The 14153-nt window shown below is 31.3% G+C and carries 15 protein-coding genes; 10 read left to right on the top strand and 5 right to left on the bottom strand.

The window, feature by feature from the left end; all coding sequences use genetic code 11:
* Positions 1 to 35: 35 nt before the first annotated feature.
* From JL193_RS13915 to JL193_RS13895, 5 genes are read left to right on the top strand one after another with little or no spacing between them, the layout of a single operon-like run.
* Positions 36 to 1958, top strand: coding sequence for a CocE/NonD family hydrolase (locus tag JL193_RS13915; RefSeq protein ID WP_207971368.1), 1923 nt, complete (start codon positions 36 to 38; stop codon positions 1956 to 1958).
* Positions 1959 to 1972: 14 nt separating this feature from the next.
* The gene (locus tag JL193_RS13910; protein WP_207971367.1) at positions 1973 to 3790 is read left to right on the top strand and encodes a Xaa-Pro dipeptidyl-peptidase; all 1818 of its coding nucleotides are present in this window, start codon (positions 1973 to 1975) and stop codon (positions 3788 to 3790) included.
* A gap of 53 nt (positions 3791 to 3843) precedes the next feature.
* Positions 3844 to 4260 (top strand): DUF4174 domain-containing protein, encoded by a 417-nt coding sequence (locus JL193_RS13905; protein WP_207971366.1) that lies wholly within the window; start codon positions 3844 to 3846, stop codon positions 4258 to 4260.
* An 11-nt stretch (positions 4261 to 4271) separates the two neighbouring features.
* Positions 4272 to 5339, top strand: a complete 1068-nt coding sequence (locus JL193_RS13900) for a VOC family protein (protein ID WP_207971365.1) — start codon at positions 4272 to 4274, stop codon at positions 5337 to 5339.
* Positions 5340 to 5342: 3 nt separating this feature from the next.
* The gene (locus tag JL193_RS13895; RefSeq protein ID WP_207971364.1) at positions 5343 to 5804 is read left to right on the top strand and encodes a DMP19 family protein; all 462 of its coding nucleotides are present in this window, start codon (positions 5343 to 5345) and stop codon (positions 5802 to 5804) included.
* On the opposite strand, the gene JL193_RS13890 is transcribed toward JL193_RS13895, so the two are convergent.
* Positions 5792 to 7009: an MFS transporter gene (locus JL193_RS13890; protein WP_207971363.1), complete on the bottom strand. Its 1218-nt coding sequence runs from the start codon at positions 7007 to 7009 to the stop codon at positions 5792 to 5794. The genes JL193_RS13895 and JL193_RS13890 overlap by 13 nt on opposite strands.
* Positions 7010 to 7316: 307 nt before the next feature.
* On the opposite strand from JL193_RS13890, the gene JL193_RS13885 reads away from it, so the two are divergent.
* Both JL193_RS13885 and JL193_RS13880 read left to right on the top strand, forming a co-directional pair.
* Positions 7317 to 7838, top strand: coding sequence for a DUF4252 domain-containing protein (locus JL193_RS13885; protein WP_207971362.1), 522 nt, complete (start codon positions 7317 to 7319; stop codon positions 7836 to 7838).
* Positions 7839 to 7850: 12 nt separating this feature from the next.
* The gene (locus tag JL193_RS13880) at positions 7851 to 8474 is read left to right on the top strand and encodes a DUF1684 domain-containing protein (RefSeq protein WP_207971361.1); all 624 of its coding nucleotides are present in this window, start codon (positions 7851 to 7853) and stop codon (positions 8472 to 8474) included.
* Positions 8475 to 9150: 676 nt separating this feature from the next.
* Here JL193_RS13880 and JL193_RS13875 read toward each other — a convergent pair.
* From JL193_RS13875 to JL193_RS13860, 4 genes are read right to left on the bottom strand one after another with little or no spacing between them, the layout of a single operon-like run.
* Positions 9151 to 9852, bottom strand: a complete 702-nt coding sequence (locus JL193_RS13875; RefSeq protein ID WP_207971360.1) for a crotonase/enoyl-CoA hydratase family protein — start codon at positions 9850 to 9852, stop codon at positions 9151 to 9153.
* Between the two features lie 55 nt (positions 9853 to 9907).
* Positions 9908 to 10279 (bottom strand): fluoride efflux transporter CrcB, encoded by a 372-nt coding sequence (gene crcB, locus JL193_RS13870; RefSeq protein ID WP_207971359.1) that lies wholly within the window; start codon positions 10277 to 10279, stop codon positions 9908 to 9910.
* Positions 10276 to 11241, bottom strand: a complete 966-nt coding sequence (locus tag JL193_RS13865) for a BT_3928 family protein (RefSeq protein WP_207971358.1) — start codon at positions 11239 to 11241, stop codon at positions 10276 to 10278. Before JL193_RS13865 ends, crcB begins: the two co-directional genes overlap by 4 nt.
* A gap of 24 nt (positions 11242 to 11265) precedes the next feature.
* Complete coding sequence (locus JL193_RS13860) at positions 11266 to 11802, bottom strand: DUF1599 domain-containing protein (RefSeq protein ID WP_207971357.1); 537 nt, start codon at positions 11800 to 11802, stop codon at positions 11266 to 11268.
* An 87-nt stretch (positions 11803 to 11889) separates the two neighbouring features.
* Between JL193_RS13860 and JL193_RS13855 the strand changes: the two genes are divergently transcribed.
* The 3 genes from JL193_RS13855 (at position 11890) to JL193_RS13845 (ending at position 14146) form a co-directional block, all read left to right on the top strand.
* A complete protein-coding gene (locus JL193_RS13855) occupies positions 11890 to 12471 on the top strand; it encodes an LOG family protein (protein WP_207971356.1) in 582 nt (193 codons plus the stop codon).
* Positions 12471 to 13295, top strand: coding sequence for a dihydropteroate synthase (folP, locus tag JL193_RS13850; protein ID WP_207971355.1), 825 nt, complete (start codon positions 12471 to 12473; stop codon positions 13293 to 13295). Before JL193_RS13855 ends, folP begins: the two co-directional genes overlap by 1 nt.
* 245 nt (positions 13296 to 13540) lie before the next feature.
* Positions 13541 to 14146 carry an ExbD/TolR family protein gene (locus JL193_RS13845; protein WP_207971354.1) on the top strand — a complete coding sequence of 202 codons (606 nt, stop codon included), beginning with the start codon at positions 13541 to 13543 and terminating at the stop codon, positions 14144 to 14146.
* Positions 14147 to 14153 lie beyond the last annotated feature (7 nt).

The raw sequence follows: 14153 nt of genomic DNA, 5'->3' as shown, positions 1-14153 counted from the left end.
GTAAATTTAAGCACTCAAAATAAACCGAGCTTACCATGAAAAAACATCTTATTCTTTTCGTTTTTAGTTTTTTGCTATTTACCAATTGCGATAAAGCTAAAAAAGAAGAAACACCGAAAAAAATTACGTATGTCGCAGATAATTATACCAAAAAAGAGGTGGACATAGAAATGCGTGATGGAACCAAACTTCACACAACCATTTATTCTCCAAAAGATACTTCTAAAAAATATCCTATTTTAATGCAAAGAACACCTTACAGTTCTGCGCCTTATGGAGAAGGAAATATGAAAACTAAAATTGGACCAAATGTGCATTTAATGAAAGAAGGCAACATTATTGTGTACCAAGATGTGCGTGGACGCTGGATGAGTGAAGGTATTTACGACAACATGCGTGCGTACATTCCCAACAAAAAAGAAAATGAATCTGATGAAGTTTCAGATACATACGACACCATTGATTGGCTGATAAAAAACGTAGAAAACAACAACGGAAATGTCGGAACTTGGGGAATTTCTTATCCTGGACATTATGCAACCGTTTCTACCATAGATGCGCACCCTGCTTTAAAAGCCGCTTCTCCTCAGGCATGTATTGGCGATTTTTTCTTTGATGATTTTCATCATAATGGCGCATTTTTATTGAGTTATTTTAGAGCGATTTCACTTTTTGGAACTTACAAAGACACGCCTACAGATAGCGCTTGGTATTCTTTTCCAAAAATGAATTCGCAAGATCAATATCAATTTTTCTTGGACAAAGGTCCTTTAAAAAACTTAAACGAATATTTTAAATATGACAAATTAGATGTTGCAAATACTTCTAAAAAAGAAATAATAGACGACTTTTTCTGGAAAGAAATTACAGAACACCCCAATTACGATTCTGTTTGGCAAAGCAAAGGAATTATACAGCATTTAAATAAAGTACCTTCTTCTGTAGCAACTATGATTGTTGGGGGTTGGTTTGATGCTGAAGATTTATACGGACCTTTAGAAACTTATAAAGGAATCGAAAAACACGGAAAAGACAATTACAACACGTTGGTTTTTGGTCCTTGGGATCATGGAAAATGGGCAAGTTCTGGCGTAAAAAATTATGTAGGCAATTATTATTTTGGCGATTCTATCTCTTTAAAATTTCAAAAAGAAATCGAAACGAAGTTTTTTAATCATTTCTTAAAAGAAAATGGCGATAAAAATTCTGGTTTGCCTGAAGCTTATGTTTTCGATTCTGGTAAAAAAGAATGGCAATCTTATGATGCGTGGCCTCCTAAAAATGTGGTAAGGGAAGATTGGTTCTTGTCTGAAAATCAAAAATTGACTTCAACAAAAAAATCAACAGAAAAAATTAATTTTATTAGTGATATTAAACGTCCTGTACCCTATTCCGAAGATATAAAAACGGTTTTTACACCAAGAAAATACATGACAGACGACCAACGTTTTGCCGCAAGAAGACCCGATGTTTTGGTTTTTGAAACTGATGTTTTAACGGAAGATTACACTTTAGCGGGCGATATTTTAGCAAAATTAAAAGTAGCGACTACAGGAACTGCTGCAGATTGGATTGTAAAGATTGTTGATGTACATCCAACAGATTTAAAAGATGATGCAAAAAACAACAAACTACAAGATCATTTAAAAATGAGCAATTATCATTTAATGGTTAGAAGCGAAGTTTTACGCGGTCGTTTTAGAAATAGTTTTGAAAACCCAGAACCTTTTGTTCCTAATAAAAAGACAGACGTAAATATCAAATTACAAGACGTTTTTCATACCTTTAAAAAAGGTCATAAACTACAAGTTCAAGTACAAAGTACTTGGTTTCCGTTAATAGATTTAAATCCGCAAACATATGTAGATAATATTTACAAAGCCAACGAAAAAGATTTTAAAACCCAAACACACACCGTTTTTACAGATTCATCTATTGAGTTTTCTGTATTAAAATAAAAAAACAAGAAGAAATGAAAAAAACAATTCTAATTTTATTCATTGCTTTTATTTCCCAAATTCAAGCACAAGAAAAAGCTGTTCCTGTTTTTAAAGATGGAGAAGCACAAATAGTAGAGGCATTTAACGACCCAAGCAAATGGATTCGCCATGATTTATGGGTAGAAACTACTTTCGATTCTGATGGAGATGGAAAATTAGACAGAATGCATGTAGATGTAACAAGACCTGCACAAACTGAAACAGAAGGGTTAAAACTACCTGTAATTTATGAATCAAGTCCTTATTATTCTGGAGTTGCTTCTGGTGGAAGAGAATTGTTTTGGAATGTAAAACATGAATTGGGAGAAAAAGTGCCAAATCCTGTTCATCCAAATGTTATCAGAAGGGGAAAAAGACCCATTATTTCGAATTCTCAAATTAAAACTTGGGTGCCTAGAGGCTACATTGTAGTACACTCTTCTTCTCCTGGAACTGGTTTGTCTGATGGAACACCAACTGTTGGTGGAGACAACGAATCTTTAGCGCCAAAAGCTGTAATCGATTGGTTAAATGGACGCGCAAAAGGTTTTAAAGAAAGAGAAGGAAATGAAGAAGTAAAAGCTTATTGGACTACAGGAAAAGTGGGTATGACTGGAACTTCTTACAATGGGACAATTCCCTTAGCAGCAGCTACCACAGGTGTTGATGGTTTGGAAGCAATAATTCCTGTTGCGCCTAATACCTCTTATTATCATTATTATCGCTCAAATGGTTTGGTGCGTTCTCCTGGAGGATATCTAGGAGAAGATATCGATGTTTTGTATGATTTTATTCACAGTGGAAAAGAAGAAAACAGAGCCAGAAATAACAAAATTGTTCGAGATACAGAAATGGCGAATGGAATGGATAGAGAAACTGGTGATTATAACGATTTTTGGGCAGAAAGAGATTACATCAACGATATGAAACCAATGAAAGCTGCATTGTTAATGTCTCATGGTTTTAACGATTGGAATGTAATGCCAGAACATAGTTATAGAATCTATAAAAAAGCATCTGAAATGGGTTTGCCAACTCAAATTTACTATCATCAAAATGGCCATGGAGGGCCACCACCAATAAAAATGATGAATCGTTGGTTTACACATTATTTACATGGTATAGACAATGGTGTAGAAAATGATGCAAAAGCATGGATTGTTCGAGAAAACGATAACCAAAACGAACCAACTGCTTACCCTGAATATCCAAACCCAAAAGCAGAAAATGTTACTTTTTATTTAAATGCAGGCGCTCCAAAAGCTGGAAGTTTATCATTAACAAAATCTTCAAAAAAAGAAAAAGAAACTTTGGTAGATAACTATTCTTTTTCAGCAGAATCTTTAGCAAAAGCAGACTATACAAACCATCGTTTATTATATGTAACTCCAATTTTAAAAGAAGATGTGCATATTTCTGGTTTGCCATCCATAACTATTAAAGCTGCAAGTTCTAAAGAAGCTGTAAACTTATCTGTTTACTTAGTTTCTTTGCCTTGGAATTCAGGAAGAAGAACCAAAATTACAGATAACATTATTACACGTGGTTGGGCAGATTTACAAAACTATAAGTCTCTAACAAGCAGTAAGCCATTAAAACCTGCTAAATTTTACGAAATGACTTTCGACTTACAACCAGATGATCAAATTATTAAAAAAGGACAACAAATAGGTTTGATGATTTTCTCTAGCGATGCTGAATATACGATATTGCCAAAACCCGGAACCGAGTTAACTGTAGATTTATCTGGCACTAAAATTACCATTCCTATTGTTGGAGGAAAAGATGTTTTTAAAAAATCTGTTGAATAACAGGAAAACCCTATAAAAGTCTCGTTAATTCGCTAACGAGGCTTTTCTTTATTATGAAAATTATCACTATTCTTTTTTTATCAATCTCTTCGATTTCTTTTAGTCAAAGTATAAAAAAACACCAATGGAAAAACAGACTTCTTTTGGTTTATGCTGATGATATTAATAGTTCCGATTTTAAAAACCAAACTTTAATATTAAAAAAACACCCAAAAGAACTTTTAGAAAGAAAACTACTTATTTATCGTTTTACTAAAGATACTTACAATTTTAATTTTGAAAAAAACTGGAAAAAATCAAACTCTTTGTATAAAAAATACGTACATAATGTAAGGCGTTTTAAAGTGCTTTTGATTGGTTTGGATGGAGGTATTAAATTGCAACAAAATTCAGTTTTAAAACCTGATAAATTATTTGCCATCATAGACGGAATGCCCATGAGAAAAAGAGAACTAAAAAATAAAAATTAGCGTATTTATAAATGACAGAAAAATTAATTTACGGGATTCAGCAAATAGGAATTGGTGTAAAAAATGCAGACCAAGCTTTTAAATGGTATGCTACAAGATTAGGTGCAGACGCACTTATTTTTGATGATTATAACGAAGCCACCTATATGGCAAAATATATGGGCGGAAAACCGAGAAACAAAAGAGCTTTATTAGGCTTAAATATGCAAGGTGGTGGTGGTTACGAAATTTGGCAATATTTAGACAGAGAACCTTCTGCACCCAAAAAAGAATTTCAACTTGGCGATTTAGGGATTCATTTTCCTTGTATTAAGACAAAAAATATTACGGCTACTTTTAATCGCTTACAAACATTAAACGAAAATATCATTTCAGAAATTTGTACAGAGCCAAATGGTTCTAAAAGTTTTTACGTTAAAGATCCTTATCAGAATATTTTAAAAATTAAAGAATTTAATTCTTGGTATGCAAATAACAAGTTTGATGTTGGCGGAATTTTTGGTGCTGTAATTGGCGTTTCTAACATTGCAAATGCATTGTCTTTGTATTCTGGCATTTTAGGATACGACAAAGTTGTGTATGATAAAACTGGTGTTTTTGAAGATTTGGCATCTTTTAAAAATGGAAATAAAAAATTTAGACGCATATTATTAACACACTCAAAAAAACGAGTGGGTGGTTTTTGTAATCTTTTCGGAGAAAGCGAAATTGAATTGATTGAAGCAATTGACACCAAACCAAATGTGATTTTCGAAGATAGATATTGGGGAGATTTAGGCTATATTCATTTGTGTTTCGACATTCGAAATATGAAAAAATTATGCGAAGAATGTAAAGAAATGGGCTTTCCTTTTCAAGTAATTAGTTCGGAATCTTTTGATATGGGGGATGCAAATGGACATTGGGGGTATATAGAAGATTGTGATGGAACCTTAATCGAATTTATAGAAACCCACAAAGTTCCGTTGATTAAAAAATTAGGAATTAATATTAATTTGAAGAATAGAAATCCTAAAAAACCATTGCCAAATTGGATGATAAAAGCAATGAATTTAAAACGAGTAAAGAAATTTAAGTAAAAAATGACATCTACAGAAATTGCTTTATTACTTAATGACGATGCTGAAAAAATTACCAGAATTGGAGAAATTATTGGTAAAAAAATTCCTAAAAAAGATCATTTCGAAAATTTAAACGAATTCGAAAAAAACTTTATTTATATCGATATTTTAGAGCAAAATGTTACTGAAGGTGGTTTTATCCAGTTCTTTTTTAATTCTTCTGGACAATTTACACACGAAATTTTTCATGCTTATTTAGCTATAAAAGCAGAAAAAACTGTGGATATTCTAACCAAAGCCATTTTTTTATTTCCTGAAGTTCCTGTTCCAAAAAATTTAAAAGTCCGTCAAACATTATTAATGCAAAAAGAATCGAATATCGATTTGTGGGACGAATTAGACCTTCAATTCGAAAAATATGAAGATGATATCATGCAACTTACACTTAATTATGTTCGAAAAAACATTGCTTATTTCGATTGAGTTTCTTTTTCTTTTCTTAAAATTTTTATCAAAACCCACAAAATAAAAACACCTACCAAAGCAAAAATTGTAAACACATTTAAAGTTGTTTCAAAACCAAATTTATCTACCATTTGCATGCCTGAATTATGACTAAAAATATGCGATAACGAAAATGCAATCGCATACAAAGCCATGTACTCTCCTTGGTTTCCTTTCTTTGCTCTTTCTACTGCAAAAGCGTTTGAAAACGGAAAAGCAATCATTTCTCCTATGGTCATTAGCAACATACCTACCATTAAAATTCCAAACCAAGATGTTGCATTTAAAATGGCAAAACTAGTGGCAACTAAAAACAAACCAATTGCCACCAATTTAATTTTCGAGTTTTTAGGGTTTTCTAGCCATTTAATCAGTGGCATTTCGAAAACAAATATAAAAAACCCATTGAAGCCCATTAGCAAACCAATGTCTAATTCCGATAACATTCTTACGTCTTTGTAATACAAAGGCATTGTAGAGAAGTATTGTAAAAAAGTAAACCCGAATATAAACATCGCTATAAAAAATACCCAAAAAGCCTTGTCTTTATATGCTGAAACTGGATTTTTTACTTTCACTTCATCGAGAACTCTTGCTTTTTTTGGATGCAAAACATTTAACAATAAAAAAGCCGCCAATACACACGTAATACCATCTACCCAAAACAAACCTTGGTATCCAATATTTACAATTATAATTCCGCCAATTGCTGGCCCTGCAGAAAAACCTAAATTAATTGCCAATCGAATTAAAGTTACAGAACGTGTTTTATTTTCTGGTTTGCTGTATGCATTTAAAGCGACAAACAAGGCAGGTCTAAAAGCATCTGCAACCAACATTACTGTAAAAATACCAACGCAAAATTCATTAAAAGTAGTTGCATATTGCAATAAAACAAAGAAAACCCCTGTAAAAAACAAGCTAAATAGCATTACTTTATAGTACCCTATTTTGTCTGTTAATTTTCCTCCTAACCATGTTCCCACCAAAGAACCAATGCCAAAAAAAGACATAATCCAACCCACATCTGAAAGTGAAAAATGAAGGTTTTTTGTAAGATATAAAGACAAAAACGGAATCACCATTGTACCTGCTCTATTGATTAGCGTTATGAGCGATAACCACCAAACTTCTGCAGAGAGACCTTTAAAAGTGTTGATATAATTTTTGAATAAAGTATGCATGTTGATTGATTTTAATACCATTTATCATTTTCTTACGTTAATTTCAAACAAGAAATGGTACAATACTGAATCAAAATTCAGAATTGTGTAAAAATAAAAAGCCCGACTGTAAAGTCGGACTTTTTATAACTGTTAGATTTTATATGGATATCATCAAAACATATATACAGACCGATTTTTTCGTAATAAATACGACTGATTGGTAATATATGTAATAACAATCTTCATTTTTTAACTTCTTATTTAGTTGCCAAATTTACATAAAATAATTGAAAGTTGTATTTTTGAATTTTAATAATCGTCGTTTATGAAAAAAAATATCGTTATAATTTGTCTTTTTATTTTTTTAGTTTCTTGTGGAAGTGGAAAATCTTTCAAAAGTTTTTTTAATAATCATAAAAACGACTTAGGAGCAACCGCTTTTCAAGTTCCAAATTTTATGATGTCTTTGGTAAAAAACATTTCACCAGAAATAAACGATGTTTTTGGGAATGTTCAAGATTTTAAATTCATCACCTTTGATAAAATTTCTGCTACAAAAAAAGCACAATTAATTAATGATATAAATTTAGTGACTGGCAATAATTTTACAGATATTTTACGAAGCAATACTGTAGAAAAAACAAAAATTGTTTCTGTAAAAGAAGTTGGAGACGTAGTTACACAGGCGATTATTTTTAATTCTACAATAAAAAACACTTCTGTTTTTTATTTAAAAGGTCGTTTCGACCCAAACAAAATTAAAGAATTATCGGAAACCAACCAGTTCGAAAACTTGTCTTCAAAACTAATTAAAAATTACAATACCCCTAAATTTAATCAAAATTAATACACAATTTCAATGCAAAAATACATCATTCTTTTTTCTTTACTTTTTATTATTTCTTGCAACTCACAAGATAAAAGACCAATTCCTGGAGAAACAGCATACCAAAAAAAACTGAACGCAAATTATAAAGATGCATCCAAATCTCCTTTAAAAAAGAACGATTTAAAGAAGTTTAAAGGTTTAGAGTTTTTTCCTGTCGATTCTACCTACATTGTAACTGCAAAATTAACTCGCACAGAAAATGCACCCGTTTTCGAGATGGCAACCACTACAGATAGAAAACCTTTGTACAAAGAATATGGGAAACTAAACTTTACTTTAAAAGGTAAAGATTTAGAGTTAACCATTTATCAAAGTCAAGAAGATACTCTTGATGAAAAATACAAAAATTACTTATTTTTACCTTTTACAGACAATACTTCTGGCGACGAATCTTATGGAGGTGGACGTTATATGGATGTTATGACTACAGATATTTCAGCAGAAAATACGGTTGTATTAAATTTTAATAACACTTACAACCCTTATTGTGCTTATAACGATAAATATTCTTGCCCTCTAACACCAAGAAAAAATCATTTAGATATTAAAATAAAAGCAGGAATTAAAATTTTTAAGAAGCATTCGCTTTTTTGAAGCTATTTCTAGTTTGGAAATTATCTTAAGGGAAGTCGAAAAACTATCTTTTTTTACTTTTGTTCTCGATACAATTTTTCTTCCTACGTCAGAAAAATCACTCGAACTGACAGTAAAAAAGCATGTCGTTTTAATAAGAGCTAGGCTTTTTGGGTGGCTTTTTTATTTATCCTAAAGTTAAATTCTAAATGTCATTTCGACTTTATGGAGAAATCTCAAAAAAGGTTAGGTAAAAAGATTTATCACCTTTATTACATTGCGTTCGAAAAACCACTCGAACTGACAGTAAAAAAGGATGTCGTTTTAATAAGAGCTAGGCTTTTTGGGTGGTTTTTTTATTTATCCTAAAGTTAAATTCTAAATGTCATTTCGACTTTATGGAGAAATCTCAAAGGTTAGGTAAAAAGATTTATCAACTTTATTACATTGCGTTCGAAAAACCACTCGAACTGACAGTAAAAAAGGATGTCGTTTTAATAAGAGCTAAACTTGTTGGGTGGCTTTTTTATTTATCCTAAAGTTAAATTCTAAATGTCATTTCGACTTTATGGAGAAATCTCAAACAAGGTTAGGTAAAAAGATTTCTCAACTTTATTACATTGCGTTCGAAATGACAAGCAATTAAAAGACCATAACTTAATTTGATATCTTTCGTTTAGTAATTAAACTCTATATATTAAGAATTTATAGAAATATCTCCTGCCAAATCCTGTTCGATGGCTTTTTCTAAATTCGCTAAATGTTGCTTTCTAACTTTTAGTTTGGTTTCGGCATGCGCTTTTTTATTGAGTTTAGAAAACATACCAGCAACTTTAACTGCAGTTGGCAATAAATGATTTTCTGGAACCAACAAATCTAAAAAGCCAGCATCAATGGCTTGTTTTGGGTTGTAAATTTCTGCGTTGTTTACACTTCTATTCAAATATACTTTAGACAAACGTGCTTTTGCAATGGCAATTCCTGCATTGTGCATGGTCATACCAATCATTACTTCGTTTAAACCAATTTTAAAATCGCCTTCTACCCCAATTCTATAATCGCAAGAAAGCAATAAAAACGCACCTTTGGCAATGGCATGGCCAGAACAAGCTACTATTATAGGCTGTGGAAAAGACAACATTTTTAGCGATAATTTAGAACCTTTTGTAACCAATTCTTTGGCAGATTCAGGCGATTTTGTCATCACTTTTAAATCGAAACCCGCAGAAAATATTCCATTTTTACCTGTTAAAATTACTACTTTGTTTTCTTTTTCAGCTTTGTTTAAACTTTCGTTTAAACCCTCTACCACTTCATGGGAAATTGCATTTGCTTTTCCATTGTTAATGGTTATTATTGCGTAATTTTCTTCTGATTTGTAGGTTACAAATTCGTTCATAAGTAAGATTGTTATTGATTGATTTTCGACTGCGCTCGAACAAACATTTGTGAAATTAAATAAACTTTACCAAATACATTCCTGCAAAAACAGCTAAAAAGCCAACTACAAAACTTGCAATGGTATAAAATGCAAAACTGGTAAAATCTCCAGATTTTAAAAATACATGGTTTTCGTAAGCAAATGTAGAAAACGTTGTAAAACCGCCACAAAAACCAGTTGCTAATAATAAAGTATGGTTTTGAGAAAGTGCTTCGTTTTTTACTGCATAGCCTAAAATAAACCCAATTAATAAACTTCCTAAAATATTGGCTATAAAAGTTCCATAAGGAATTCCTGTTTCTGCATCATTTAAAAATTTACCAATTAAATAACGCAAAACACTGCCAAAACCTCCACCAACAAAAACAAGAATTAATTGTTTCATTTAAGTTCTATTTCATCTGCATCTACCCAATTTTTCTTTTGGGTAACCGTTCCTTTGTTTAAAATTACAACTCCAGGATTTGCACGAATCATTGTTTTTAAAGTAGTTTCGTCACAAAACAAAAATTCAAAAGGCAAATCGTATTCTTTTTGTACCAATAGTAAATCGTCTGTAAAAGAAGCAGATGCTCCGTACACAGTATATCCTTTTTTAATTGCTTTATCTGCCAATTCTTTAATTGCTGGAAATCCGTTTTTATCTGCTTTGTCTAAATTATAAACAGCGATTAACATTACTTTTTCTTTTTCTAATAAAGCAGGTGCTAAATCTTGTTGTTCGTCTTCTAGCATAAAATCGTGTACTGGAGGAATGCTTCCATCTTCTGGATATTTCATTCCTTCCTGTAAGTTTTTACCAATAGCATAGGCTCTAAAATCGATAATTGGCAAATGTGTTAATACATGCTGCACAATAAATAAGAAAATTCCTAAAGATAAAAATGTAATTATTTTTGGAATTTTACCTTTAAAAATGGGTTTGATGTACTCAACTCTTATCAACAATAAAAGAATTAAAACGATTAAAATTACGTTCTTATAAAAGGTTTCCCAAGGTGTTAATTTTATAGCGTCTCCAAAACAGCCACAATCGGTTACCTTATTATAAAAAGCCGAATACCAGGTTAAAAACAAGAAAATTAAAGTCAAAATTAGCAAACTCCACACTGTAAATTTGGGTTTGTAGCCAATTAAAACCATCACTCCTAAAAGAATTTCTGCAACAATTAGCAACACTGCAAATGGCAACGCATAAGGAATTAAAAATTCCATATTTAAAACACTGGCAGAAAAGTACTCTTGAAACTTGTATTGCGAACCAATAGGATCTACCAATTTTACAAAGCCTGAAAATATAAATAAGGCGCCTACTATTATTCTTGAAATTTGAACTACTACTTTCATAATCAAAATTTTATTATACTTAATTTAAGCACCCAAATGAATCATCGCAAAAACAGCATAGTTAATCATGTCTTGATAATTCGCATCAATGCCTTCAGAAACTAAGGTTTTTCCTTTGTTATCTTCAATTTGTTTTACTCTTAATAATTTCTGCAAAATTAAATCCGTTAAACTCGAAACACGCATTTCTCGCCAAGCTTCGCCATAATCATGGTTTTTATTCAGCATTAAATCTTTGGTGATTTTGCTATGTTTATCATACAGAACAGTGGCTTCTTCTGTATTTAAATCCGGATTTTCCACAACACCATTCTCTAACTGAATTAATGCCATTATCGAATAATTAATAATTCCAATAAATTCAGCTCTCTCACCTTCATCTACTTTACGCACCTCATTTTCTTGTAATTGACGAATTCTTTGTGCCTTAATAAAAATTTGATCTGTTAAAGAAGGCAAACGTAAAATTCGCCATGCAGCTCCATAATCGACCATTTTTTTAATAAACAAACTTCTACATTCCTCTATAACTGCATCGTATTGTTTTGAAGTATCTTGCATTTTCTCTTGTTAAAAAGTATTTGTTCAAAAATACTAAATCCTATAGGCTTTTCATTTATTTTTACAAAAGAATTTTAAAATTATAAATTGAATAAAATTGTTGTTTTTTGTGGATCTAGTTTAGGTTTTAATCCTATTTATAAAAAAAGTGCTATTGAATTAGGAAACTATTTTGCCGACAATAATATCAGTATGGTTTTTGGAGGAGGAAAAGTAGGAATGATGGGCGTTTTAGCAGATACAATTTTAGCAAAAAAAGGAGAAGTAATTGGTGTAATACCTAATTTATTATACAAAGAAGAAGTAATTCATGTGGGTGTAAAAAACATGACCGTTTGCAAAACCATGAGCGAACGCAAAGTAATTATGAGCAAATTGGTAGATGGTTATATTACACTTCCTGGAGGTTTTGGAACCTTAGACGAACTTTTCGAAGCCTTAACTTTAAACCAATTGCAAATTGAACAAAAACCAGTTGGATTGCTAAATGTTAATGGTTTTTTTGATGCTATTTTGTTGCAATTAGACAAAATGGTAGAAGAAGGCTATTTAAAACAAGCCAATAGAAATATGCTAATAGTTGGTAACTCTGTGATTGAATTAATGGAAAAAATGGACAATTACAAAGCACCAGAAATTACACCTATAATTAATAAAGTTGTAAAGTAATGACCATAAATTGTAAGGGAACTTTAATAGATGTATCATCACCAAAAGTGATGGGAATTTTAAATATTACACCAGATTCTTTTTTTGATGGTGGAAAATATAAAAACAAAGCAGAAATTTTAAAGCAGACAGAAAAAATGCTTTTAGAAGGTGCCACTTTTATAGATGTTGGCGCGTATTCTTCTAGACCTGGAGCCACGCATATTTCTGAAGAAGAAGAACTGCGAAGAATTTTACCTGTTATTAATTTATTGGTAAAAAATTTTCCTGAAATTGTTATTTCTGTAGATACTTTTAGGAGCAACATTGCCAAAGAATGTGTAGAAAATGGCGCAGCAATTATCAACGATATTTCTGGTGGAAAGATGGATGCCAATATGTTTAAAACCGTTGCCAAATTGCAAGTTCCTTATATTTTAATGCACATGTTGGGCACGCCTCAAAACATGCAACAAAACCCAGTTTATAAAGATGTAATCCAAGAAATCATTTCTTTTTTTGCAGAGCAAATCTATAAGTTACACCAATTAAAACTAAACGATATTATAATAGATGTTGGTTTTGGTTTTGGAAAAACTGTGGCTCATAATTTCGAAATTTTAAAGAATTTACAGCTTTTTAAAAGTTTAGATGCACCAATTTTAGCCGGAATTTCACGTAAATCGATGTTGTATAAAACATTAGATATTTCTGCACAAGAAGCCCTAAATGCAACTACTTCTGCAAACACAATTGCACTTTTAAACGGCGCAAATATTTTACGTGTACACGATGTAAAAGAAGCTGTTGAGGCTGTAAAAATTGCGGAACAGATTTCATCTTGAGCTTGACGAAAGAGTTACTTCTGCCAATTTCTCTCTATTTTTTAAAACAATTTATAGCTTTGGAAACCCTTCAGGTTTTTAAAAACCTGAAGGATCTTTCAATTATATTTTTTTTGGCATCTTTTTTGTTAAATAAATGTTAACGCCAAAAATCTACTTAGTTAAACTTTAATAATAAATGACTTCTCGACTGCGCTCGAAGAGACATTTAAAATCTAAATTATTAACTTTTAAAAACAAATCGTATGAGTAGAAAACAATCTCCAGAAATTAATGCGGGTTCTATGGCAGACATCGCATTTTTATTATTAATCTTTTTCTTGGTTACCACAACCATGAACATAGATGCAGGAATTGCAAGAAAAATTCCTCCAAAAGAAGAAATTCCTTCAGACATTCTTGTAAATGAAAGAAATATTTTAGAAGTAAACATTAACAAAAAAAACGAAATTTTTGCAGATGGAAGAACAATTCCATTGAGTGAATTGAAACAAATTGCCATTGATTTTATAGATAATGGTGGTGGCTTAGACAGTAACCAAAAAGCTTGCGATTGGTGTGAAGGTGATCAATTAAAAACCTCTTCAGATCATCCAACAAAAGCAATTATTTCTATAAAAACAGACAGAATAGCAAACTACGCAACTTACATTGCTGCCCTAGATATTTTAAATTCGGCTTACACACATTTAAGAAATAAATTGTCTGTAAAACTCTACAATCGAAATTACGAGAGCTTGTTAGAAGATTTTCAAAAATCGAATAATAGCGATAAAAACATTCAAGATAAAATAAAATTGATTCGAAAAAAATACCCTTTATTATTATCTGATGCAGAAATAAATAATTGATATTGTT

It is taken from the genome of Polaribacter batillariae (assembly GCF_017498485.1).
GTDB lineage: Bacteria > Bacteroidota > Bacteroidia > Flavobacteriales > Flavobacteriaceae > Polaribacter > Polaribacter batillariae.
The sequence above is the reverse complement of the archived record's forward strand: the minus strand, read 5'-3'. Positions and strand labels throughout refer to the sequence as shown.

Bases quoted from the DNA above. Each gene is read 5' to 3' on its own strand.
- JL193_RS13875 (WP_207971360.1), bottom strand. From the start codon at position 9,852: ATGAACGAATTTGTAACCTACAAATCAGAAGAAAATTACGCAATAATA.
- JL193_RS13900 (WP_207971365.1), top strand. From the start codon at position 4,272: ATGACAGAAAAATTAATTTACGGGATTCAGCAAATAGGAATTGGTGTA.
- JL193_RS13890 (WP_207971363.1), bottom strand. From the start codon at position 7,009: ATGCATACTTTATTCAAAAATTATATCAACACTTTTAAAGGTCTCTCT.
- JL193_RS13860 (WP_207971357.1), bottom strand. From the start codon at position 11,802: ATGCAAGATACTTCAAAACAATACGATGCAGTTATAGAGGAATGTAGA.
- JL193_RS13895 (WP_207971364.1), top strand. From the start codon at position 5,343: ATGACATCTACAGAAATTGCTTTATTACTTAATGACGATGCTGAAAAA.
- JL193_RS13885 (WP_207971362.1), top strand. From the start codon at position 7,317: ATGAAAAAAAATATCGTTATAATTTGTCTTTTTATTTTTTTAGTTTCT.
- crcB (WP_207971359.1), bottom strand. From the start codon at position 10,279: ATGAAACAATTAATTCTTGTTTTTGTTGGTGGAGGTTTTGGCAGTGTT.
- JL193_RS13845 (WP_207971354.1), top strand. From the start codon at position 13,541: ATGAGTAGAAAACAATCTCCAGAAATTAATGCGGGTTCTATGGCAGAC.
- JL193_RS13915 (WP_207971368.1), top strand. From the start codon at position 36: ATGAAAAAACATCTTATTCTTTTCGTTTTTAGTTTTTTGCTATTTACC.
- JL193_RS13910 (WP_207971367.1), top strand. From the start codon at position 1,973: ATGAAAAAAACAATTCTAATTTTATTCATTGCTTTTATTTCCCAAATT.
- folP (WP_207971355.1), top strand. From the start codon at position 12,471: ATGACCATAAATTGTAAGGGAACTTTAATAGATGTATCATCACCAAAA.
- JL193_RS13905 (WP_207971366.1), top strand. From the start codon at position 3,844: ATGAAAATTATCACTATTCTTTTTTTATCAATCTCTTCGATTTCTTTT.
- JL193_RS13880 (WP_207971361.1), top strand. From the start codon at position 7,851: ATGCAAAAATACATCATTCTTTTTTCTTTACTTTTTATTATTTCTTGC.
- JL193_RS13865 (WP_207971358.1), bottom strand. From the start codon at position 11,241: ATGAAAGTAGTAGTTCAAATTTCAAGAATAATAGTAGGCGCCTTATTT.